The following is a 23500-nucleotide window of genomic DNA, read 5'->3' as shown; positions in this document are numbered from 1 at the left end:
GGGCTTGTGAGATTTGCCAAGAGCCGTGAAGTGAAAGGTCGCATCTTGAGTGCGACGGTTCGCCGCAATCCGACCGGAAAATATTCTGTATCGATTCTTGTTCAAACAGATATTCAGGAACTTCCTAAATCCAACGCTTATGTTGGCATTGATCTCGGATTGAAAGACTTCGCTGTTCTCTCGAATGGCACCACCTATGAAAACCCACGATACCTACGTAAGACCGAAAAGAAACTAGCAAAAGCTCAACGTATCCTTTCCCGAAGGGGAAAGGGATCTTCGAATTGGCATAAGCAACGTATTAAAGTAGCCAGACTTCACGAGAAGATAGCGAACTCCCGCAAAGATTATCTGCATAAAATTTCTACCGAAATCATCAAAAACCACGATGTGATCGGGGTAGAAAATCTTCAAATTTCCAATATGCTCAAAAACCGAAAACTATCCAAATCGATTAGTGATGCGAGCTGGTCGATGTTCACCTCTATGCTCGAATACAAAGCCGAATGGTACGGAAAACAATTGGTACCCGTATCAAAAGTTTTTGCGAGTTCTCAGCTGTGTTCCAAGTGCGGATACCAAAACAAGGAGGTAAAGAATCTCGCTGTTCGAACGTGGAACTGCCCGAATTGCGGCTCCCGCCACGACCGCGATCTAAATGCGAGTTTCAATATATTGAAGGAAATTAAAAGAATCCTTCCAACCGTCGGTGCGACGGGGCTAGCCTAATCATTTGAACGAACCGTTAGGTTCGTGCTCTTAGGAATCCCCCAACTTCAAGGAGCGTCAGCGAGTAAGTGGGGATAGTTCAAGTGTGAAATAAGATTGAACATCTCTCCTGCGTAAGCTCCCGATCTGCGGAAGCGGGTTTTGTCCATTACTTAGGAAAGAATGGGGGGTTGGAAATGACCTGTTTTTCGTGACCAAGCACAACGTTGCAACGTGCATGTCACGTTTATAGTTCACATATAAAGGAAATATAGTAATAGATTCCATATGAAGGAGAGATCATTCATGGTAAAAAGCTATAAACTTTATATTAATGGAGAATGGATCGATACAGATGATAAATTAGAAGTACTTAATAAATATACTCAGGAAACGTATGCAGAAGTTGCTAAAGCTTCTGAAAAAGAAGTGAACCAGGCGGTTGAGGCAGCTCAGAAGGCGTTTAAAAATAATCAGATGAGCCCCTATAAACGTTACGAAATCTTAAAGCGGGTTAGTGAACTGCTCCTCGAAAATAAAGAAGAACTAGCGCAGAATATGACTATGGAAGCTGGAAAACCGTTGAAACAGACACGCACCGAAATTGACCGAGCCTCTCAAACGGTCGAGCTATCGGCAGAAGAAGCAAAACGTGTACACGGGGAAGGCGTTCCGGTGGAAGCAGCGCCGGGCTCTGAAAATCGAATGGCTTTCACTATCAAAGTACCTGTCGGTGTAGTTGGAGCGATTAGTCCTTTCAATTTCCCGATTAACCTGGTGGCTCACAAAATAGCACCGGCCATTGCCGCCGGAAATGCGGTCGTTTTAAAACCGACGAGTAAGACTCCGATTTCTGCTCTGAAACTGGCGGAGTTATTTGAAGAAGCAGGACTTCCGAAAGGTTTCTTGAATGTAGTGGTCGGTTCAGGTTCTACTGTCGGAAATCAAATGATGGAAGATTCAAGAATCAATATGTACACCTTTACTGGAAGTGCCAAAGTTGGCCTGAAGCTGAAGCAGAATACCGGTTTAAACAAATTGATTTTAGAACTTGGAAATAACTCGCCTGTCATCGTAGATAAAGAAGCGGATGTTGACGCAGCAGCTGCTAATATTGCTGCCAAGAGCTTTGCTTTTGCTGGACAAGTTTGTATTTCTGTACAGCGTATCTACGTCCATGAAGAAGTAAAAGAAGAGTTCCAAAATAAATTAGTAGATGCGATTAAAGATCTTAATGTTGGGGATCCGAATGATCCGGACACAGACGTTGGACCAATGATTAGTGAGGAAGAAGCTAAAAGGGCGGTAAGCTGGATCGAAGAAGCAAAAGATGCTGGTGCTGAAGTCTTTTATGGCGGTGAAAGAGAAGGTGCTTTACTAAAACCAACGGTCATGACCAACGTTAAGAACGATATGAAGGTTGTGTGTGAGGAGATATTCGCACCAGTCGTATCCATGATTCCTTTTTCCAATATGGAAGAATGCATTAACGAAGTGAATGAGTCTCAGTATGGACTGCAGGGCGGTATTTTCACTCAAAACCTTGATACAGCTTTCTATGCCGCTAAAAATGTGGAAGTAGGCGGACTCATGATTAATGATTCTTCTCAATATCGTGTTGACCTCATGCCTTATGGTGGCGTGAAATCAAGCGGATGGGGCAAAGAAGGTCCGAAGTACAGCATCGATGAAATGACAGAAGAACGATTAGTCGTAATGAACTTAGCTCAAAAGTAAGGAATATAACAAATTTTGTGGTTGGCTTTTATATGAAGGTTATTAAGCTATAGGACCGGATTGTGGAAGACTCGGTTTCTAGACATTGGGTATGAGAAAGGTCCTCCGGGGGACGATTTCGCTTTCCGGCCCTGCACGACGCAGGGTCGTTCGACCCTACGTCGTGTAGGGCCATAGGAAAGTGTTCAAATGTGGAATCACCCCGAAAGACACGAACAGCATAAGCCGAGCATCAAAAAGATGGCGGTTTTCCAATCCGTTGATGAACGGCTTATGGCTCGAGTGTCTGGGTGATGGAACAAGACGAGTTATTTCCCCACCACCCCTTGTCCATCTAACGTAACGGACCCAATTATCTCGAAATCAAGTCTTCAAGTAATGGGAGCTTTACTTTAAATAAATGCAGTGATTAATAGAGCAAGTGTAAAAGAAAAGAGTCCTTCCAAATAATGGAGGGGCTCTTTTTATGCTGTCTGTTTCTTGGCGATGTTTTTACGCTGTAAGGAGAGCATGCGGAACAAGAGAGCAATGGCTCCGACCGTCAGGCCGATAATCAAACTCATCCAATATCCGTAGGGACCGAGGTCCGTATAATTCGCTAACAGATACCCGCTTGGTAGCCCGATCACCCAGTACGATATAAAGGCCATAATGAGCGTAATGTTTACATCTTTATAACCGCGGAGAACTCCCTGGATGGGGGCTCCAAACGCATCGGACAGCTGAAAGAAGATCGCAAAGAAAATGAAGTTTTTCGTTAATTCGATCACCGTTTCATTAGAACTGTATAGTCTTGCTACGGAATCGTCCATGAGGTAGAGGACAAGTCCGGCCACCACGGACATGGCGACAGCAGTGCCAATACCAAGATAGGAATAAGTTCTTGCATCTGTAAACCGTCCGGCTCCTGCTTCAAAACCGACCGCAATGGTAAGAGTAAAGGCAATACTTAAAGGCATCATGTACAAAAAGGAAGCAAAATTAATCGCTGCCTGATGAGCGGCGATGGTATTGGTGTCATAAGCGGTCATGAAAAAAGTAACAGCTGCAAATATACTGGTTTCAAAAAAGATCGCAAACCCGATCGGCACTCCAATTTTCAGCTGTGCCCACCATTCTCTCAATGAAGGAACCATCCATCCTTTGAAGATACGATAATGTCTTAATGGATAGAGCTTGTGGACGGTAAGGACAATTAGAATAAAAGATACAAGATAGGTAAGAGCAGAGGCAACCCCTGCCCCGACACCTCCAAGCTCAGGCGCACCCCATTTACCGAAAATAAATACGTAATTAAATAAAATATTTGTTGGGAGTGTAAGCAGGATAATGACCATTGAAATCCGGGTCAGCCCAAGCGCATCCACAAAAGAGCGCAGGATATTGAAGGTGAATAAAGGAATGATTCCGATTCCTAAAGTGATTAAGTAATATTTAGCTACATATCGAACTGAAGGTTCAATGTTCATGAGTGAGAGAATGGGATCTAATAAAAAGAATCCAATGGAACCAATGAGAATAGCTAAGAGTACCGCAAGATAAACTCCCTGTTTTACAGAAAAAGGGATTTCCTTTTCTCTGCGGGCTCCTTTTAATTGAGCCACAATTGGGGAAATAGCCATGAGTATGCCGTTTAGTCCTGTGAAGACGGGCATCCATATGCTAGATCCAATTGCTACCCCGGCTAATTCATCCGGACCTGCCTGACCTGCCATTACGGTATCAAAAAAGTTCATCGCATACATACCGATCTGGGTGATCAGAATAGGAAGCAATATTGTGGAGAATAATTTTATTTTTTCTTTAAGGCTATAGGTTTGATACATTGTAACCGTCCTTTTCTGTTACAATTCCTTTAGAGGAATGGCTGAGTAACTTATGATGCTCTTACATTTTGTACTGTTTAGACAATACATTCTCCCTGCTGCATCGTAAATGTCCTTTAAAAAAGGGCATGACCAGAGATGATATAGCTAAAAGGAATACGAGGATTATAGCATAGATAAGGAAGGCATACCTAGCATGAACAGGATAGAAAGGACGTTGGAGTAGTATGAGTGAAAAACGAATTTTATTTACAGGTGGAGGCACCGCTGGGCACGTAATCGTAAATCTGGCATTGATTCCTGAGTTTCAGAAGCGAGGATATACAGTTGATTATATTGGTTCTTATGAAGGAATTGAACGACAACTGATCGAATCAATTGAGGGAGTCACGTATCACGGCATATCCACTGGGAAACTTAGACGTTATGTATCTAAAGAAAATATTAAAGATCCGTTCAAAGTAATGAAAGGGCTGCTCCAGGCTTTCTCAATTATCGGCAAACGAAAACCTGGAGTGATCTTTTCTAAAGGTGGTTTTGTTTCGGTACCAGTCGTTGCTGCTGCAAAACTGAAGAGGGTTCCGACAATTATTCATGAATCAGATTATACGCCGGGACTTGCGAATAAATTGTCCTTTCCTTTTGCTAAGAAGGTGCTTGCTACTTTTCCAGAAACGATGGACTATCTTCCGAAGGAGAAAGCAGAATTTATTGGTGCAGTGGTAAGGGAAGAATTGTTTCAAGGCAAGCGTTCTAAAGGGTTGTCCTACTGTAATTTCCATAAACAGAAACCTGTGATTATGGTTATGGGGGGAAGCACCGGTTCTAAACGGCTGAATGAGGCGATTCGCAATAATTTAGATACTTTATTAAAAAATGTGCAAATCATTCATATTTGCGGAAAGGATCATAAAGATGCTTCAATTAACCGCGCTGGTTATGCTCAGTTTGAGTACGTAAACGAAGAACTGAAGGACCTGTTTGCGGCTTCTGATTACATCGTTTCTCGAGCGGGATCGAATGCCATATTTGAATTCCTGGCTCTTCATAAACCGATGCTTCTAATTCCTTTATCGAGAAAGGTGAGCCGCGGTGATCAAATATTAAATGCTGACTCATTTGTGAAACAGGGTTTTGCACATAAACTTGAAGAAGAAGAACTGACAGACGATCGGTTTTTAGAAGAAATCCATCGTTTAATGGAGAACAAACAGGCGTTAATCGATAAAATGGAGCATTATCAAAGTGGCCAGACTAAAGAAAAAGTTATTGAAATCATCCAAAATTTTGAAAATGAATAGTGATGACAAGGCAGTATATAGGCTGCCTTGTCATTTTAATTTTATTTTATAGGCTAAAGACCTTTTCAACTTTATGTTTTTGGGGAATACGGTTCTTAAGACACTAAGTTTTTTCCATTCAGCAAGGCACATATCCGTTATAGAGAAAGCAAGGTTTATGAAAAAAGCTAAGCGGGGATCAACTTTGCAGAGGAGAGGTTGGAAGATGAAAACATCTTATGAAGTCAACATCAACCACCCCAAAGAGTTGTGTGAAATAAGAAACGAAGTTTACCCACATTTAAAGTCTGTCTTTGGCAAGGATCAACTATTAGTGGATGCTTCGATTTCAGAAGCGGTCACCAACGCCTGGAAGCACGGGCACCAGGAAAATAGTGAAAAACCTATCAAACTTAAGATATTATTTTTGAATAGGACGATGCTTGTCAGAGTCCAGGATCTCGGGGATGGTTTTGATTGGAGACCTTATCAGGTTTCAAGTGATGTTAAGCACTGGTTTCCAGAAGTAGAAGATCTGGATGAAAATGGACGTGGAATTACTTTAATGCTTAGAGTTATGGATAAAATACGGTATAATGAAAAGGGAAATGAATGTGTGTTAATGAAAAAATACCTTTTTCAGGAGTAGATCTATGAACACGAACATCTGTCGTTACTGTTACAAAGAGATCAGGGATCGAGATGAACTTATCACGGCTTCGAACTGGTTCAGGGTACGCCCCTATCATTATCGCTGCTTTGAATTGCTCGAGCAGGATACGAAGACTATTGCCGGTGCATGGACTCCGGTTAATGGGCTGACAGGGATGGTTACTACGGTTTTAATGATGATCTTGTCTGTCCTTATGTTTACTACTAATATTCTTGGATTTATCGGAGATATTTTAGGACTCGTCGCTTTATATCCTATCTTCCTGCGCGTATTTTCCTTCGCAGTGTTTGAAAGCCGTCTGCCAAAGTATGTAGAAAATAAAAAACGTCAGTAATAAACTAGATAGAGCTGCCCGACTTTAGTGGGGCAGCTTTTTTGTTGATTCGTGATTGCGCTTCCATATATTATATGATATTGTAATAATCCTCTTAAATAAACGATCTGCCAAACGTCGTTAGTTTTTCATTTAAAGCTTATTACGGTAAAGGGCCGGTTACTGTAAGACTCAGTATCTAGGTGTTGTGTGGAAAAGGGGCTCCAGGGAACGACTCGCTTTCCGCGGCCCTGCACGACGCAGGGTCGTTCGACGTTGCCACAGGACGTGGCGATCTTAGTCGAACATCCCTTGTGGTGAGTCTCCTCAGGCTGGCGCCTTCCGGGGCCTCACCTGTCATGTTCATCCCGCAGGAGATTCGCCGTTCCCTTCCGCCCCTTTGCGATCATGGAGCGCTCGAAATTCTCTGCATAAACGCCTTCCAATGAACCAGGATCATCTATGATCCATAGTGGTTTTTACGTGTGTTTACGTGTAGGAACCCTGTTATATAAGCAATTGAGGCAGATGCAGCATGGTTCCTTTCTGCTATAGAAAGGTCCGTTCGCAGCATTATAGTTGGGTTGGTGGGGAAATGATGAGACTCCCGTGGGAGAAGGAGCTAGGCGAGACCCCACAGGGAGTGTTAACGACTGAGGAGGCTTGCCAGTTCCCCCACAGGAAAGCGAGTTATTTCCCCACCAGCCCTTATCCATCTAACGTCACGGACCCATTTATCTCGAAATCAAGTCTTCAACTAATGGGAGCTTATCTATAAGAATTAAAACGGAAGTTTAACAGAACCTAAATAAAGAAAAACATGATCGTCTAGACTTCTCTATGCCAGTCCTATTTAAGGGAAGGAGAATGAAAAATGTCTGCTCAACACCCCGATTATCCTCAGGAATTAGAACGTTTATCTTTTACAAAAGCATATATGGATCAACTGATCGCTGCTCAGGAAACGGACCAGGAGGCATTAAAAAGACGTCAAGAGGACACGTTAGCGAGACTTGACTTCAAAGACAGCAGTCTGCGCTATCAAGAGATGCTCTCCCATGCGAATTTTATGAAAATGTCCGCCGATCAGCTGGAAAGTCTTCATCGTCTGCGTAAGAAACCTTACTTTGCCCGCATTGATTTTCACCGAAAAGAAAAACCCGAGAGAGAAGTATTTTATATCGGGAAGATGTCATTGTTTGATCGTGAAACACAACTTCCGATTATACTGGACTGGCGCTCTCCTCTTGCGAATGTTTACTATGAAGGCCGGATTGGGGAAGTCAGTTATGAAGCGGAAGGAGAACGTTATGAAGGGCGTGTTTCCCTCAAACGGCAGTATCAGATCGAGGAAGGAGAACTGGAGAATTTTCGTGATATTGATATCACGACAAAAGATGACCTTCTACAGGACTCTCTTTCTCAAAACGCAGAGAACCGGCTGACTGAAATCGTAGCAACGATTCAGGAAGAGCAAAATGAGGTCATTCGGGCGGACTTGCGTAAGCCAATTATTGTCCAGGGGGCTGCCGGGAGCGGCAAGACGACGATTGCACTGCACCGGATTTCATACTTTCTCTACTCGATGAGAGATATCTTCAAGCCAGAAGAAATGCTGATTCTAGCACCTAACCAGCTTTTTATTCAGTACATATCGGAAGTACTGCCCGAGCTTGGGGTTCACAAAGCCCGGCAAACCACCTTTATTGACTTTGTGCAGGAAGTAACGGAAATAAACTGGCCGGTTACCACCCAGCATACAAATTTAATGAACACGGTGGAATCCGGTAACTCCGGCCATTCGACCGAGCTTTGGTCGGCGGGCTATAAAGGTTCCGAATTTTTTAAGGAAGTAATGAAAGAGTATAGTAAGTACATTGAATCAAGTTATAAAGTTCAAGAAGACTTCCGGTTGGCCGGTTTCAAATTAAAGAGTGCGAAAGCCATTAATCAATTATTTTTTAAACACTATCATTATTTTCCTTATGAAGTAAGAGTGCAAAAGATTAAAGCCGTTCTTCGCAGTGAACTGAACAGGAAAAAGAAGCAGATTCTCTCCACCCTGGCTAAGAAATATGATGATCAATTGGACCGGGCGCTTTTTGGGATGAAAGATCCTGAAAAAAGGAAGAAGCGCGTCAGTTTCTTAATCACAAGGAAAGAAGAAGCGCTGGAGGAAATAAAAAAGGAAGCTAAAACGGTTCTCCAGGTCTTTATGAAAAACTACCCTAAATGGAAGCTGCTCGATGCATATGTTCATTTATATGAGGAACGAATTTTTCGCTCGTTCATTGACCAGGATACGGAAGAGCTTAAACAAATGAGGGCGTGGACACGGAACTATTTGCGAAAACGGAAGCTTCAGTCCGAAGATTTAGCTGCCCTTCTTTATCTGAAGTCTTGGATTACTGGTATAGCAAAAGAGGATCAGGCAAAGAAGGTAGTCATTGATGAAGCACAGGATTATAGTTTTTTTGAAATGTACAGTTTGAGGCACTCGTTTCAAACAGACTTGTTTACAATCGTAGGCGATTTGGCGCAAGGCATTTACCGCTACAGAGGTTTAAAAGAGTGGGAAAGCTTGATGGGCAGTGTGTTTCAAGACGTTAACTATCTTAAATTGCAAAAAACGTATCGAACCACTATTGAGATTATGAATCTGGCTAACGAATTACTGGATCTGATGCCTGAAAACCTTCCAAAAGCAGAACCAGTGGTCAGACATGGAGAAAAACCGCAGTTTATTGATCGTAATAAAGACTGGCAGGAGATATTTAAAGAAAAGCTGAGGGAACTTAAAGCGAGTGGAATGAAGAGTATTGCCGTAGTTACGAAAACACAAAAAGAAGCCTCAATCGCCGCTGAGCAATTGGATGATATCGGAGCAGGATTTACGATGTTCGACGAGACCCAGAGTCAAATGACTGATCGAATGGTATTACCAGTTTATTTAGCGAAAGGATTAGAGTTTGATGTCGTCTTCTTGTACAGTGAAGGGCATTCTTACCAAGAAACAACGCTTGATGTAAAGCTTCTATATGTTGCCATGACCAGACCTCTGCACCATTTATTTTTAATAGGAGAAAACCCGGAAGAGTTTTTGCTGAATCACGCTCATCCTTCGTCCTTTGGTTATGTTTGAACGGATTGCAATGAAGGGTAGTTTAACAAGGTAAAGTAATGTAAAGGAGTGAAGAATCTAGTGAGTTTAACAGAAACGGTAACATTGAACAATGGGGTGCCCATGCCGAAGCTTGGTCTGGGCGTATATAAAATGGAAGAAGAGCAGGAAGTGGTGCAGGCTGTTAAATCAGCCCTGGATTTAGGATATAGACATCTGGACACTGCTTCTTTTTATGGAAATGAATCAGGATTGGGAAGAGGCATCCGTGAGAGCGGTGTACCACGAGAAGAATTATTTATCACCACAAAAGTATGGAACGATGAACAAGGATATGAGGAAACGCTTGAAGCTTTTGAACGCAGTTTAGACCTTCTTGGTCTTGAATACTTAGATCTTTACTTAATTCATTGGCCGGTTCCAGGGAAATTTACAGAGACGTGGAAAGCAATGGAGAAACTGTATCGTGAAGGACGAGTGAAGGCTATAGGTGTTTGTAACTTCATGGAGCATCACTTAGAAGAACTTATGAACGAAGCTCAAGTGAAACCTGTAGTGGACCAAGTCGAATTCCATCCTCGTCTCTATCAAGGAAATCTGCTGAGATACTGTCAGGACCGTGATATCTTCCTAGAAGCATGGTCTCCGCTGGCACGTGGAAATTATTTTGATGAACCCGTGCTTCAGGAGCTTGCTGCAAAATATAAGAAAACGGCAGCCCAGGTCATCCTGCGCTGGCACTGGCAGCATGGAATCATCATTATCCCTAAGTCTTCCAATAAGGATCGGCAAGCACAGAATGCCGACTTGTTTGACTTTTCCTTAACAAATGAGGAGATGGAAAAGGTTAATGCTCTTCACGCGGGCGAACGAATCGGAAAACACCCGGATGAATTTGATTACTTCGCTTAAACCTGGACTTTATGTCCAGGTTTTTTTATTCCACTGTGCCATGGCGGAGAAGCTTCATTTTGACATCAAAAGATACGTTTAATTCGGGGATTTGCTGCCGCCAATTTTCTTTGGTTACTCGATTTTCACGGTTTTTGGCATTGTAAATCTTTCCAAAACCAATAGGATCTACTTGATTTTCTTTTAAGAACTCAAGAAACTGTTCGAGATCTGATTTCACTTTTTTCTCTATTTCCTTCTCTAGCTTATAGATCGCTTTCTTATTTTTTAAATCCACATCCTTTGTAATTTCCAATAACCTTGCTTCTATCGTTACGTTCACACTCTGCTCTGTCGGCTTTCCCTTTTTGGGGTCGATGGTCAAATCACTGTCAATTTCATGAAGGGAAACGTGAAGTGGACCTTCTGCAGAGGACCCAGGTGTTTCTTTATGAAACTCTTTTAGGGCTTCATCTGGTAGCTGAAGTTGAAATTGCCCATCTTTATATTCGTTTTTTAACAGCAGTAAGTAGAAAATGTCCTGTGATGAAAGTTTGGTTACATATTTATCGTTCTGAAAGAGAGCCTGCCCGCTGATGACCGCTTTTCCATCTGTTGTCGTCAGCATGGGAAGAGTAGGATCAATTCCCGCATCATAATAATCATGTATAAATGTTCGGAGGGTTGCGTCTGGCAGAACATTATCCTCTATGTTTTTCTCAATCATTTTCTTGATATATTCACCGGAATTTGTGGCTTCTTTGCTTGCCTCCATTTTTAATAAGTCAGCCGTTGGTACCTCACTGACACCTAATAGCCCCATATCAGAAACTTTAGCATCTCTTTCTAATGTATCCATATACTTAGTCATTCCTCTGGATGCTAACTGATCTTGAAAGAGTTTTAATCTTACTTGACCGGATACTAGACGATGGCTGGTCATCTTGTTCGCTTCTAAGCGGAGTCCTTTGGAAGTAGTTGCTTCACTGGTCACCACTTGAGAAGGTCTAGTAGTAGATGGATCAAATTGATACATAACCATCGTCCCTCTCAAAGAATTCTCCCCTGCCAGGTCATATCCTATCGCAGTAATGATGCCTAACCTCTCAATATAACTCTTGGGGATACAGCCGGTACTTATGGAAATGAGCACGACCACAATAAAAATTTGCTTCCAAGTCATGGGGTATTTTCCTTCCTGAATCGTTTTCTAATAAGTACGATTGGATAGAGTATCACAGGATAAACAAACACGAGCCAGAAACCAAGGGAAGAAGTCCAGTCGGTTAACTGATTAATGTGCACGCGGTATTCAATTAGAATCGAGGCTAGAAACAATAAAATAGCAACAACATACAAACTTGATTTCTCGGGCAGCTGAAATAGACGTTTTAACGATTGAATCAAGGCCCAGCCGAATAAAACTATATTGGGTATAATCACCATCATCCATAAAGCAATCGCTATAAAGTCGAATCGTTCAACTATGGGATAGCTGATGATTTTAAATAACGAAAGAGTGGCCCAGACGGTTTGTTTAAGCTGTTCCGGACTGAAGTAACCAATCGACACCACGGTTACGAGTAATATTAAGAAAGTGGTGAACGCTAACCCGGCATGAACTGGCAGCGCGACCTTCTGCTTATTTTTAATGTAGGGATAAACAAAAAATAAAATTTCAAGCCCCAGTACAGAATAGGCCGTTTTATAAGCTCCTTTCAGCTGATCTAAGGTGCCGGTTTGAAAAATAGGAGTAAAATGATCCCAATCCATATAGGTGATCGGTTTGGAAATGGTAATTACAATCCATATGGTTAACAGAAAAAAGATAAAACTCGTCCCAACAACTACTCGGAATCCCCCAAGAAGGGCATAAATCATAAGAGAGAGTAAAAATCCACTCATAAGCCATACAGGAATCTCAGGGAAAATAAATACTTGAACGACCTCTATATAATTTTTTATAACGCTCAAAAGAATGAAAAAAAAGTAGATAACATAAACGATTCCCATCGTTTTTCCCAGCCATCTGCCAAATACATCGCACTGAATCCCGATAATGTCTGCATTATCATACTTTCTTAAAATCAAGATCATGATCCAGGCTACAAAGTGGAGGTAAATCCCGGCTAATAAAATCGCAATCCAGGAATCAGTTCCCGATTCTATGAAAATCACCCGAGGAACTCCCATGAGCCCCGCGCCGATCTGTAACGTGTGCACGATAAAGAAAAGATAAAAGGCTTCTACGGTTTTATCTGGTTTAATGATCAAATTAGTATTCATGAAGGATCTACATCTTTCTTCTCAGCCGCCTTGTTCGGATCATGGCGTTCTGTATCTTTAGGCATGACATTCAATGGACGGGCGTTATTTTTTTGAAATGGAAGTCTTATGAGAGAGTCATTGATATCTTTCCATTGAAAGGGATAGATAGGGGCAAGGTAAGGCCTTCCTAGCGATTTTTGTTTTAATAAATGGATGACGATAAAGCTCAGAGCAAACATAATACCTATTAACCCCCATGCCCCGGCAAGGATGATCATTGGAAAGCGAATGATCCGTATCGCTGTTCCCATTAAATAGCTTGGAGCCGTAAAGGAAGCAAGTGCGCTCAGAGCAATAATGATGATTAGAATGTTGCTCGTGAACCCCGCTTTAACAGCCGCTTGTCCTAATACAATACCGCCTACGATACCCATGGTCTGACCGACTTTTGTCGGAAGTCTGGCTCCAGCTTCGCGTAACAATTCAATCAGCATCTCCAGAAGCAGAGCTTCAAGAACAGGCGGAAAAGGTACCATAGCGCGCGATTGTCCGAGTGAAACGAGCAGAGAAGTTGGGATAATTTCATAATGGTAGGTGAGTGCAGCTACATACATCGGTGTAAGGATAATCGAAAAAGCCATTGCGATAAATCGTAAAAGTCTTATGAAGGTTCCCATATTCCAGCGCATATATAAGTCTTCGGTAGATTCAAAAAAACTGAACAGTGTCATCGGACCAATGAGAGCTGTTGGACTTTTATCCACAAGCACACCCACGCGTCCCTTGGAAATAGAGTTGCAGAAACGATCGGGAAGCTCGGTGTTAATGAGCTGTGGGAAAATGGAGCTGGAGGAATCCTCAATTAACTGCCCGAGTACACTAGTATCTTCTACTTCCGCTACTTTTAAGTCTTTAATTCTTTGGCGCATAGTATCTACATTTTCATCATTGGCTATCGATTTCAGATAAACGATTCGTATCTCACTTTTAATCCGCTCACCTACAATAAGTTTTTCAACCACTAAATCATCGACGTCCAGACGCCAGCGAATAATATTCAAGTTGGTAACGAGAGACTCTGTAAACGCAATCTGCGGACCGAACACGAGAGATTCAGTCTCCGCACGTTCGAGCGCACGCACTTGCTGCTGTGGAAGAAGAAAAGCAACGGCTTCTTTTTCACCCGGGAAATACACGACCACGTTTCCATGAATGATGAGCTCAGCAATTTTTTCAATGGAAGAAACGGTCTGGGAAGAGGCGAGAGGAATTTTATTTTGAAGATCATGAACCGACCAAGGCTTTTCGGACTTCGTCAGGGGTTCCAGCAATTCTCTTTCCAGACGGTCCTTCTTAATTTGATAGGAAATGAAATGAATAACCACTTCCTGTCCTTTAATATGAAAGACTTTTTGAATAAGGTCAGGACTTTCGTTAAATCGTTGTTTTAAACGATCCAAATAGCTATCTATCTGTAGCGGTAGTGTTGATTGGTCCATTCTCTTCCCTCCTTTTGCAAGTGTGTAATTAGTATGTGGAAAAAAGGGCACATTATTAAAAAATTGCAGCTGCGGGATGGATGGAAGGGAGGCAGCGTATGAATCTCCAACTGATAGAAGTTTATATTCCTGATCATCATTTTGAATCCATCAGTGAGAAGCTTAAAGAATATGACCATCAATCGTTTTGGGTGTCCAGTGAGTCGGAGGAGCGGACTCTTGTCCGGATTCTCGTTAAAACGAGCGGCGTAGAAGAAATTCTTGATTATCTGGAAGAGGTATCGAACGTAGTAGAAGGTTTTGAGACCATGCTCATCCCGGTTCAAACTTATTTATCAAAAGACACCCTCCATAAAGAATCAAAAAAAGCAAAAGAAGATGAGGAGTCTGAGAAAGAACAGGCGCTTCTGTTAAGAGCCAGTCGTCATGAACTGTTAAATTATGTTGAAAAAAATAGTCAGATCAATCTGAATTACTCTCTTATGATTATATTGTCCGCTATTGTGGCGACGGTTGGATTTTTGAAAGACAGCGAGGCTGTAGTTATTGGGGCGATGGTGATCGCTCCCATGATCGGTCCGGTTATCGCCATTGCGTTTTCATCAATATTGGGAGATTATAAGCTGCTTTGGAAATCAGTAGTAACTTCTATATTCGGGGTAGCGATTGTATTGATTGTCTCGATGCTTTTTGGGTATTTTACGGACATGGGCATGGGTACTAATCAGTACTTGGATCGTACTAAAGTTACAATAGTGGATATTTTTCTTGGGGTAGCATCCGGGGCTGCAGGGGCGCTGGCATTTCTGAACCGCCTATCTGGTAATCTTGTTGGAGTTATGGTAGCTGTTGCTTTGCTGCCGCCCAGTGTGGCTTTTGGTATGTCTTTGGGGAACGGATCTTATATGAATGCGTATGGAGCTTTTTTGCTTGTTGTGGTCAATATTATGTCAATTTTACTTGCGGCAGTTACGATTTTTTCGATCAGCGGCATACGCCCTGTGCGCTGGGAAGCCGTAAAAAGAGCAAATGTCTCCCGTCCTTTATCTATCATGTTTGTCTTTGTTATTGTGGCAGCTCTTGCGCTTGTTCTGCTTTTAGGAAAGGATGTTAATCTCCGGTAACAGCGGGATTTGAAAATGTTTTTACAAAACTTTTCAAATAGACCATTGAATTAATTTTTTGAAAATTATATAATTAATAATCATTCACACTAAAGGAGGTCACGACGATGGAAAAAGTATATGCACAGCAAAATACAAATTTCATACTTGTCGTGGCCGACAGGGACGTTTGATAAGCGCTCCTATCTCAGGAGAATGATTGATTCCATGGGCCGCGTAAATACGTGCCCCTATTTAGTATGTATATGTTAAGCATACGTCGTAGCCGGCGTATGCTTTTTTGGTGTTGTACAGGTGAACAGCGCCTGTTTAACATAAATTAAAGATTTCAAGGAGGTACTTATGAAATGGAAAACAAAGTGATCAGAAAAGAATGGGACGAAGACTGGAAAGAAAGCGGCTAGCAAGGAAAGAATGAAAGGACGTGTCAGATATGTTTAGTGTACTCGTAAAATTGCGATGGTTTTTTAAGACCTATTGGAAACGATATTCGTTTGCTATTTTAGCGCTGATTGTCGTTAGTGCAATTGATCTTATTCCTCCAAAGCTGGTAGGAATGGCGATTGATGAAATTCAATTTAACACACTTACTCCGGAACGGTTAGGAGAAATTATCCTGTTCTATGGCGGGATTATTGTTGCCAGTTACTTATTGTCTTATTTATGGGACTACACCCTCTTCAGCGGGGCGATGATTATGGAAAGAACCATGCGCTCAAGACTGATGAATCACTTTTTGAGAATGACTCCTGCTTTTTTCGGCAAAAACCGAACCGGAGACTTAATGGCAAGAGCCACAAACGATTTAAAGGCACTCACCATGACAGCTGGTTTCGGAATATTAACCCTAATTGATTCCACCGTTTTTATGTTTATGATTATCGCCATGATGGGATTTACAATCAGCTGGAAGCTTACATTGGCTGCGCTTCTTCCACTGCCAATTATGGCTGTAGCTATGAACAAATACGGAAAAGTTATTCATGAACGCTTTACGGAAGCTCAGACGGCCTTTGGAGAGATGAATAACAATGTACTGGAATCGGTACGCGGTGTTCGGGTTATCCGGGCTTTTGTCCAAGAACGAAATGAAGACCAACGGTTTCAGAAGATGACAAAAGATGTGTATGACAAAAATGTGGAAGTGGCAAAAATTGAGGCTCTCTTTGAACCTACTATACAAATCCTTGTCGGCCTTTCCTATACGATAGGACTTGGGTATGGAGCTGCCCTTGTGTTTCAAAATGCTATGACGCTTGGAGAACTGGTCTCCTTCAATGTCTATCTCGGCATGTTAATCTGGCCTATGTTTGCGGTCGGGGAATTAATTAATGTCCTGCAGAGAGGAAACGCTTCCCTGGACCGGGTCAATGAGACGCTTGACTATCAACCGGATATTGTGAATCCTTCCAACCCACGGAATGTGAGCAGACCGGACCAGATTGTATTTAAAGAGGTAAGCTTTCAATACCCTCAATCGGAAGCCAAAGGACTAAAGAACGTGAATGTAGCGATCGAACGCGGGCAGACGATCGGTATTGTAGGTAAAACAGGAGCGGGGAAGACTACCTTTTTCCGTCAGTTACTTAGAGAATATCCAGGGCTTGATGGAGAGCTTTTGATCAACGGAATTGATATTCACCGACTTGATCTTGGTACTACACGATCCTGGATTGGCTACGTGCCTCAGGATCAGGTCCTGTTTTCGAAAACCGTTCGAGAAAACATTCAATTCGGTAAGGCAGGGGCAACGGATGAGGAGATCTACCGGGTATTAAAACTGGCATACTTTCTGGAGGATATAAAGAACCTTCCGGCTGGACTGGATACAAAAGTCGGGGAAAGTGGTGTCACTCTTTCTGGTGGTCAGAAGCAGAGAGTCTCGATCGCCCGCGCATTCATTATGAACCCCGAAATTTTAATTCTTGATGATGCAATGTCTGCGGTAGATGGAAAAACCGAGGCTAATATTATTGAGCATTTAAGGAAGGAAAGACAAGGCAAAACTACTCTGATTGCTGCTCATCGTTTATCTGCCGTAACCCATGCAGACCACATTATTGTGCTAGAGGAAGGGCGCATCGCAGAGGAAGGAACTCATGAACAGCTGATTAGACAGGGGGGCTGGTACCAGACTCAATATGAACGCCAGCAGTTAGAAGGGGAGGTGGAGGAATGAAAGGAAAACATTCCACGACCGAACGCAAATTGTTCCGATATGCGTTAAATTTTAAAAAGAACATTCTCATTGGTCTGATATGTCTGGTGATAGCTGTAGCTCTGGAACTGACGGGCCCATTCATAGCTAAACGTTTGATTGACGAACATATCGTGGGGATAGAAGATCAGTGGCATCAAGTTGAGTCAGCTGATGATTATACGGTTCGTTACGAAGAGCGTCTATACAAGCGTGATGACCGCCTGGAAGAGGGTGAGGAAATCAGTGGAACGGCAACGATTTTACAAGCAGGACGCTCGTACTACTTCATTCCTGAAGAAGTCCCGGCGAGCGGTAATCGCTCCATTGAAGATAACAGGATACGAATAGAGACTGCGAATGAGACTTACACGGCTGATGCAGAATTATTATCGCTGCAGCAGCTCTACCGCTTCTTTAAGCCGGAAATTCCGTCTATTTACTGGCTTCTTGGCATCTATGTCGGACTGCTCTTTATTGCAGCCTTTTTCCAATTCACTCATACCTTTCTCCTGCAACGATCATCAAACCGGATTATTCGTAAGATGAGGGATGATTTATTCACGCATATTCAGAAGCTTCCCGTACGGTATTTTATCAATCAGCCCGCTGGTAAAATTGTGGCCCGAGTGACGAATGATACCGAATCGATTCGAGAGCTGTATGTAAAAGTACTGGCTACCTTTGTTACCAGCTTTTTCTATATGCTGGGGATTTATGTAGCGCTGTTTTTATTAGACGTCAAGTTAGCCCTAATGTGTTTGCTGCTCATTCCAATTATTTATGGCTGGATGAGGATGTATAAGCATTTTGGCGGTAAGTACAATACGGTGGTGAGATCTTCGGTAAGCGATATGAATGGCAATATTAATGAAGCCATTCAAGGAATGTCCATTATTCAAGCATTCAGACAGGAAAAGCAGATTTCGGATGAGTTCGAGAGTTTAAATGAACGTCACTTCAGTTATCAGAGGAAACTGGTCAGATTAAGTGCGCTCACTTCTTTTAATCTTGTTAATGTCCTACGTAACATCGCTTTTGTGGGCTTCCTATGGTATTTTGGATCCCAGTCTTTTGGAGCTGAAGGAATCGTTACTGTGGGAGTGCTATACGCTTTTGTGGACTATTTAAACCGGCTTTTCCAGCCTGTGACGGACCTGGTAAACCAGCTTCCTCAGTTGGAAGAAGCCCGGGTAGCCGCCAGCCGTGTATTTGAATTGCTGGAAGAGGAAGGGGAAGAAAGAAACAGTAGTGAAGCAGCACGATACCGCGGCCAAATCGCTTTTAATCACGTTTCATTTGCCTATGAAGATGATAATTTCGTATTAAAGGATATTCATTTCCAAGTAGAGCCCGGGCAGACGGCCGCTTTTGTCGGCCATACAGGGTCGGGTAAAAGTTCCATTATGAACCTGCTGTTCCGGTTCTATGATCCTCAAATAGGTCAAGTGACAATTGATGGGCATCCAACGACAGAATGGTCACGTCAACAAGTTCGAAGTCATATGGGAATAGTTTTGCAGGATCCTTTCATCTTTACAGGGACAATTTTGTCGAATGTAACGATGAACGATGACCGTATTTCCCGGGAAATGGCTATAGAATCGTTAAAAGCGGTTGGAGCGGATCGTTTTATTGAGAAGCTTCCTGAGCAATATGATGCTCAGGTAAAGGAAAAAGGCGGCTCCCTGTCTATGGGTGAAAGACAGCTGATCTCCTTTGCCAGAGCTCTGGCTTTTGACCCTGCAATTCTGATCCTGGATGAAGCTACGGCAAATATTGATACAGAAACCGAGCAAATGATCCAGAAAGCTTTAGAAGTTTTGAAGGAAGGGCGAACCACACTGGTTATCGCGCATCGTCTATCGACGATTCAGCAGGCAGATCAAATATTTGTATTAAATCATGGTACAATGGTGGAGCAGGGAACGCATGAAGAACTGGTCGCTCTTGGAGGACAGTATTTCCAAATGTACCGTATGCAGCAAGGGTCATCAAAAGTCAGTGCCATGTAGTTTCAATTCTCCTGTCTTAAGGGGGACCGCTCGTGAATGATCGCGAAGACGATAAGCGTGATATTATAGATGAAGATTTGTACGAAGAAATAGACGATGAAGAGTTATATGAACTGGTTCAGGAAGAAAGACAAAAAGCTTACGAAAGAGAACGTTTAAAAGAAGAAGAATTAAAAAGCCGGCGTCCTTTTCCAAAATGGATCTTTTGGTTGATTGCTATCATGATGGTCACAAATATTGTAGCTGTACTGCCCAATACGTTTTCCATTCCGGCCGTAGATTTTCTAATGACCTCCGCCAAGCTCTCATCTGATGAGCAGGTGAAGCAATATAAACAATCAGTTGTTGTGGTGGAGGCGGGACAAAGCAAAGGAACAGGGTTTGCCATTAAGGAAGACGGAACCATTCTTACTAACCATCATGTAATTGAGGGTGAAAAACGGATCTCCGTAGCTTTTCCTGAACAGGGGCTGTATCAGGCTGAGGTTGTGGAGCAGTATCCTGATGTAGATTTAGCTGTCCTGAAGGCAGATGGTGAAGATTTCCCTCATTTAGATCTGGCTGATCAAACAGCCTTCGAAGAAAATGATCATGTTTATTTTATTGGAAACCCTCTTCGGTTTACTGGAATTGCGAATCAGGGGACAGTGATTGGATACAAGAATCTCAGTGATTGGAATCAGCCTGTTCTCATGCTGGATGCTCCTGTTTACAAAGGGAATTCAGGGAGCCCGGTTATTAATGAATCTGGAGAAGTCATCGCGGTAGTTTTTGCAACATTGCATGATGACGTAGAAGGAAGAGTAGGGCTTGCTGTGCCAATTGATTATTATTATGAAAAAAGTGCTGCCAAAGATTAAACCTTTGGCGGCACTTTTTTGTCATCTACTTTATTACCGATCACAGGAATTGGATTGAAATGAAGCAATTCAGCAAAATGGATAACGTTGTAAGTCATTCTTACGACTTCTTCTTCAATGCAATCCCAATCACTTTGGGCGGGGTCTTCCAGCTTTTCGTTACAGATGGCACTTGCATGCGGCGGCAAAGTATACCCGAGCATAGAGAGGCGGTAGTGGATGGATTGAGCTGCCAATCGAGCTCCTCCGTCTCCGCCATCTGCGACGATGGCTCCTCCAACTTTATTATAGAAGATGCCTTGTCCCCTTCGATTTTTAAGTTGATGATATCCCTGAAGTCTCTCTAAAATTAAAGAGGCCAGGCTGCTCTTGTCACCCATGGCGATCGGTGTAGCCAAAAGTAAAATATCAGCTCCCAGAATCTTCTCGAATACAAAAGGCCAATCATCTTCATTATCTAACTGGTCTGTAATTCCAAAGTTAATATGGAAATCCCTTAAGTGGATTCGTTCCACATCAATTTCTTCCCGTTGAAATATTTGAGCGGATTCATGGAGGAGTTTTTCGGTATCTGTTTCTTTTGTACCTTTTTCTAAACTGCAATTTAATAATACGGCTTTCATTCGTAAGATCCCCCTTTTTATTTGCGCTCTACACCACAGGTTTAACCTACTGCAGCTAAATGTAAACCTGACCATTTGTGTTTTTTATCATAGGAATTTAGACACATTGGTATACAATTGAATTTAATTTTTATGAAAGCAGTAGAGTGTATAGTCCATTAGTTATATTTTTTGAAATGTAGATTTAATAAAATGTAAACCTGATGTGGTAGACCCGTGCCCCTATATTCAGTACAATAGTCATGGTTAATAACATATCTTTAAAATACAGGTTTGGATGGCGGACGAATAAACGGCTTTTGGCAATATTGGTTGATCCTATTTTGTAACACAATTGAAATATTTTTTAAAAAAACACCCAAAAACTCTGTTTTGAATTCGAAACTATTAATGGCTGGAGGTGGTGAAGGTTGATCAAACGTCTATTGCGCAAAAAAGACACCTCCCTTGATGCACAGATTGAATCCATTAAACAGGGGGACGAGGAAGCTAGAAACGAGATCCTCAAACAGTATCAACCTTTTATTGCCAAAAGTGTTTCTGAAGTATGTAAAAGATATATAGATCCCGTCAAAGACGATGAATTCAGTATTGGTTTATCGGCGTTTAACGAAGCCATCCAAGCGTATTCCTGTGATAAAGGCAGTTCCTTTCTTTCTTTTGCCAGTCTCGTAATTAAACGGAAAGTAATTGATCATATCCGTAATGAAAGAAAATATCCCCTGGCTGTTTCCCTCGACGAACTGAATGATGAGGAAGAGCAAATGGAGAATCCTTCTGAGGTGGCAGCAGCGAGAGAACGCCATCAAAAGGAGAAAGAGGCATGGTATAGACGTGAAGAAATTCACGAATTCAAAGAGCAGTTAAAGAAGTATAACTTGTCTCTTGATGATTTAGTGGATGCTTCGCCCAAGCATAAGGATGCACGAGATTCAGCTGTGCAAACAGCACGAATCGTTTATCACCATAAAGAGCTTAGGGAGCAAGTCCTTGATAAAGGACGCCTTCCTATGAAAGAACTGGTACGTGAAGTGGATGTCAGTAAGAAAACGCTTGAAAGAAACCGAAAATTCATTATTGCCTTAGTTCTCATCTTTGACGGAGATTATGTATATCTCAACGACTACCTGAAAGGGGTGGGGGTGTGAGAAAAGGCATTGTCATGGAGCAAAAAAAAGGATATACCATTGTAATGACACATGATGGAAACTTTCACCGTGCACTTCGGCTCTATGAAGCTGAAGTCGGTATGGAAGTCCATTTTCAGGCGATTTCAAACAACAAACACCTTCGCCCATTGGGATGGTTATCCAACATAGTTCCATGGAAAGCAGGCATCATAGCTTTAGTACTAGTTCTCGCCTGCTTGCCATTTTATGTGAAATATGGCAGCAGTCAGGCTTATGCATATGTAAATATAGATATTAACCCAAGTCTGGAATTAAAATTAAACGACCAAATGCAAGTCATACAGATTACCCCTCGCAATGAGGATGCTGAGAAATTAATGGATATGCTCACAGATTGGAAGAAAAAAGATGTTTCAGAAGTAGCGTTTGAAATGATTAACATCAGCCAGGAAAATGGTTGGATGAATCAACAGAAACAAGTGCTGATTGGTATTAGTTATTTGAAAACTGAGCCGACAGCAAACTTGGCCAAACGGATGGAACATGAGCTGTCAGATCGGGTAAAGGATTTATCAGTGTCAGCTTATAATCTCCCTATATCCCTTCGTAAACAAGCGCTCGAAGCGAACCAATCAGTCAATGAGTGGGTAGCAAAGCAATTGAGCGAAAAACAGTCAGATACAAAAGGCGCTAATTCCATAGATTTAATTTCCAAAGAAAAAGAAATGATTCAATCTTTTTTTGAAGAATCATCAAAAATTGAATCCAGTGAGAATAACAGTTCTTCAAATTCCAAAAACATCGAAGCTCATGGAGAGGAACCATCTACAACTACCGAGGATCTTAAGAAAGATAAAAAATCGGTTAACTCCAAAGAGAACAAGAATGTTAATAATTCTTCTGATTCTTCACCGAGTTCTTCGGGAGACCAACGGGGATCAACTGGTGAAAAGAATAAGGATACCAAGAACCCTCCTCTTTCAAACATGAAAAAGGATGAATCTGAGACGGTGGATCAGAAAGTTAACTCAGAAGATGAATCTTCGAAAGAAAAGAAAGAAGACGAGCCGAAATCAAATTCTGGTCAATCGCAGGATAAACCGGATAAAGAGTCTTCGAAAGATAAGAAGAAAGAGAAGCCGAAATCGAATTCTGGTCAATCGAAAGAGAAGCCGGCTAAAGATTCTTCGGAAGATAAGAAGAAGGACAAGCCGAAATCAAATTCTGGCCAATCG

General features: G+C 42.1%; 18 protein-coding genes. 13 read left to right on the top strand and 5 right to left on the bottom strand.

Translation table 11 applies throughout. The annotated features are described in order from the left end of the window. Both BMZ06_RS17535 and BMZ06_RS17530 read left to right on the top strand, forming a co-directional pair. Positions 1-729 (top strand): RNA-guided endonuclease TnpB family protein (locus BMZ06_RS17535; protein ID WP_139205853.1); only part of this gene is annotated, 729 nt, incomplete at its 5' end. Between the two features lie 285 nt (positions 730-1014). Then, positions 1015-2445 (top strand): aldehyde dehydrogenase family protein, encoded by a 1431-nt coding sequence (locus tag BMZ06_RS17530; protein WP_089754051.1) that lies wholly within the window; start codon positions 1015-1017, stop codon positions 2443-2445. A 464-nt stretch (positions 2446-2909) separates the two neighbouring features. Here the strand turns inward: BMZ06_RS17530 and BMZ06_RS17525 are convergent, their stop codons facing one another. Beyond that, positions 2910-4271, bottom strand: coding sequence for an MATE family efflux transporter (locus BMZ06_RS17525; RefSeq protein ID WP_089754049.1), 1362 nt, complete (start codon positions 4269-4271; stop codon positions 2910-2912). 227 nt (positions 4272-4498) lie between these two features. Between BMZ06_RS17525 and BMZ06_RS17520 the strand changes: the two genes are divergently transcribed. From BMZ06_RS17520 to BMZ06_RS17495, 5 genes are all read left to right on the top strand, one after another. After that, positions 4499-5572, top strand: a complete 1074-nt coding sequence (locus BMZ06_RS17520; protein WP_089754046.1) for an undecaprenyldiphospho-muramoylpentapeptide beta-N-acetylglucosaminyltransferase — start codon at positions 4499-4501, stop codon at positions 5570-5572. Between the two features lie 205 nt (positions 5573-5777). Beyond that, positions 5778-6200 (top strand): ATP-binding protein, encoded by a 423-nt coding sequence (locus BMZ06_RS17515; protein WP_175477923.1) that lies wholly within the window; start codon positions 5778-5780, stop codon positions 6198-6200. Positions 6201-6204: 4 nt separating this feature from the next. Then, positions 6205-6558: a hypothetical protein gene (locus BMZ06_RS17510; protein WP_089754042.1), complete on the top strand. Its 354-nt coding sequence runs from the start codon at positions 6205-6207 to the stop codon at positions 6556-6558. A gap of 853 nt (positions 6559-7411) precedes the next feature. Then, a complete protein-coding gene (helD, locus tag BMZ06_RS17500) occupies positions 7412-9679 on the top strand; it encodes an RNA polymerase recycling motor HelD (RefSeq protein WP_089754038.1) in 2268 nt (755 codons plus the stop codon). Between the two features lie 60 nt (positions 9680-9739). Then, a complete protein-coding gene (locus BMZ06_RS17495) occupies positions 9740-10570 on the top strand; it encodes an aldo/keto reductase (RefSeq protein ID WP_281244488.1) in 831 nt (276 codons plus the stop codon). A gap of 25 nt (positions 10571-10595) precedes the next feature. Here BMZ06_RS17495 and BMZ06_RS17490 read toward each other — a convergent pair whose 3' ends face one another. From BMZ06_RS17490 to BMZ06_RS17480, 3 genes are read right to left on the bottom strand one after another with little or no spacing between them, the layout of a single operon-like run. Beyond that, positions 10596-11732: a Ger(x)C family spore germination protein gene (locus tag BMZ06_RS17490; RefSeq protein ID WP_089754037.1), complete on the bottom strand. Its 1137-nt coding sequence runs from the start codon at positions 11730-11732 to the stop codon at positions 10596-10598. Then, positions 11729-12835: a GerAB/ArcD/ProY family transporter gene (locus BMZ06_RS17485; protein ID WP_089754035.1), complete on the bottom strand. Its 1107-nt coding sequence runs from the start codon at positions 12833-12835 to the stop codon at positions 11729-11731. Before BMZ06_RS17485 ends, BMZ06_RS17490 begins: the two co-directional genes overlap by 4 nt. Continuing rightward, positions 12832-14316, bottom strand: coding sequence for a spore germination protein (locus BMZ06_RS17480; RefSeq protein WP_089754033.1), 1485 nt, complete (start codon positions 14314-14316; stop codon positions 12832-12834). The genes BMZ06_RS17485 and BMZ06_RS17480 overlap by 4 nt, the downstream gene beginning before the upstream one ends. Before the next feature lie 98 nt (positions 14317-14414). Here BMZ06_RS17480 and BMZ06_RS17475 point away from each other — a divergent pair, with 98 nt between their 5' ends. The 4 genes from BMZ06_RS17475 to BMZ06_RS17460 all read left to right on the top strand — a co-directional run bounded on the left by BMZ06_RS17475 (position 14415) and on the right by BMZ06_RS17460 (position 20512). Next, positions 14415-15440 carry a TIGR00341 family protein gene (locus BMZ06_RS17475; protein WP_089754031.1) on the top strand — a complete coding sequence of 342 codons (1026 nt, stop codon included), beginning with the start codon at positions 14415-14417 and terminating at the stop codon, positions 15438-15440. Between the two features lie 433 nt (positions 15441-15873). Then, entirely contained in the window at positions 15874-17619 is a 1746-nt protein-coding gene (locus tag BMZ06_RS17470; protein ID WP_089754029.1) for an ABC transporter ATP-binding protein, read from the top strand. Continuing rightward, positions 17616-19652 (top strand): ABC transporter ATP-binding protein, encoded by a 2037-nt coding sequence (locus tag BMZ06_RS17465; protein WP_089754027.1) that lies wholly within the window; start codon positions 17616-17618, stop codon positions 19650-19652. The genes BMZ06_RS17470 and BMZ06_RS17465 overlap by 4 nt, the downstream gene beginning before the upstream one ends. Before the next feature lie 32 nt (positions 19653-19684). After that, positions 19685-20512, top strand: coding sequence for a S1C family serine protease (locus BMZ06_RS17460; protein ID WP_089754025.1), 828 nt, complete (start codon positions 19685-19687; stop codon positions 20510-20512). On the opposite strand, the gene BMZ06_RS17455 is transcribed toward BMZ06_RS17460, so the two are convergent. Then, positions 20509-21135, bottom strand: a complete 627-nt coding sequence (locus BMZ06_RS17455; protein WP_089754023.1) for a flavodoxin family protein — start codon at positions 21133-21135, stop codon at positions 20509-20511. The genes BMZ06_RS17460 and BMZ06_RS17455 overlap by 4 nt on opposite strands. A gap of 410 nt (positions 21136-21545) precedes the next feature. Between BMZ06_RS17455 and sigI the strand changes: the two genes are divergently transcribed. Next, positions 21546-22283 carry an RNA polymerase sigma-I factor gene (sigI, locus tag BMZ06_RS17450; RefSeq protein WP_089754021.1) on the top strand — a complete coding sequence of 246 codons (738 nt, stop codon included), beginning with the start codon at positions 21546-21548 and terminating at the stop codon, positions 22281-22283. Further along, positions 22280-23500 (top strand): anti-sigma factor domain-containing protein (locus BMZ06_RS17445; RefSeq protein ID WP_089754019.1); only part of this gene is annotated, 1221 nt, incomplete at its 3' end. The genes sigI and BMZ06_RS17445, both read left to right, overlap by 4 nt.

Source organism: Halobacillus alkaliphilus, from assembly GCF_900113125.1.
GTDB classification, from domain to species: Bacteria; Bacillota; Bacilli; order Bacillales; family Halobacillaceae; genus Halobacillus; species Halobacillus alkaliphilus.
This window is presented reverse-complemented; position numbering and strand designations above follow the sequence as displayed.

What these genes read in the sequence shown, in the direction of transcription:
- BMZ06_RS17530 (WP_089754051.1), top strand. Translation starts at nt 1,015, where the DNA reads ATGGTAAAAAGCTATAAACTTTATATTAATGGAGAATGGATCGATACA.
- BMZ06_RS17525 (WP_089754049.1), bottom strand. Translation starts at nt 4,271, where the DNA reads ATGTATCAAACCTATAGCCTTAAAGAAAAAATAAAATTATTCTCCACA.
- BMZ06_RS17520 (WP_089754046.1), top strand. Translation starts at nt 4,499, where the DNA reads ATGAGTGAAAAACGAATTTTATTTACAGGTGGAGGCACCGCTGGGCAC.
- BMZ06_RS17515 (WP_175477923.1), top strand. Translation starts at nt 5,778, where the DNA reads ATGAAAACATCTTATGAAGTCAACATCAACCACCCCAAAGAGTTGTGT.
- BMZ06_RS17510 (WP_089754042.1), top strand. Translation starts at nt 6,205, where the DNA reads ATGAACACGAACATCTGTCGTTACTGTTACAAAGAGATCAGGGATCGA.
- helD (WP_089754038.1), top strand. Translation starts at nt 7,412, where the DNA reads ATGTCTGCTCAACACCCCGATTATCCTCAGGAATTAGAACGTTTATCT.
- BMZ06_RS17490 (WP_089754037.1), bottom strand. Translation starts at nt 11,732, where the DNA reads ATGACTTGGAAGCAAATTTTTATTGTGGTCGTGCTCATTTCCATAAGT.
- BMZ06_RS17485 (WP_089754035.1), bottom strand. Translation starts at nt 12,835, where the DNA reads ATGAATACTAATTTGATCATTAAACCAGATAAAACCGTAGAAGCCTTT.
- BMZ06_RS17480 (WP_089754033.1), bottom strand. Translation starts at nt 14,316, where the DNA reads ATGGACCAATCAACACTACCGCTACAGATAGATAGCTATTTGGATCGT.
- BMZ06_RS17475 (WP_089754031.1), top strand. Translation starts at nt 14,415, where the DNA reads ATGAATCTCCAACTGATAGAAGTTTATATTCCTGATCATCATTTTGAA.
- BMZ06_RS17470 (WP_089754029.1), top strand. Translation starts at nt 15,874, where the DNA reads ATGTTTAGTGTACTCGTAAAATTGCGATGGTTTTTTAAGACCTATTGG.
- BMZ06_RS17465 (WP_089754027.1), top strand. Translation starts at nt 17,616, where the DNA reads ATGAAAGGAAAACATTCCACGACCGAACGCAAATTGTTCCGATATGCG.
- BMZ06_RS17455 (WP_089754023.1), bottom strand. Translation starts at nt 21,135, where the DNA reads ATGAAAGCCGTATTATTAAATTGCAGTTTAGAAAAAGGTACAAAAGAA.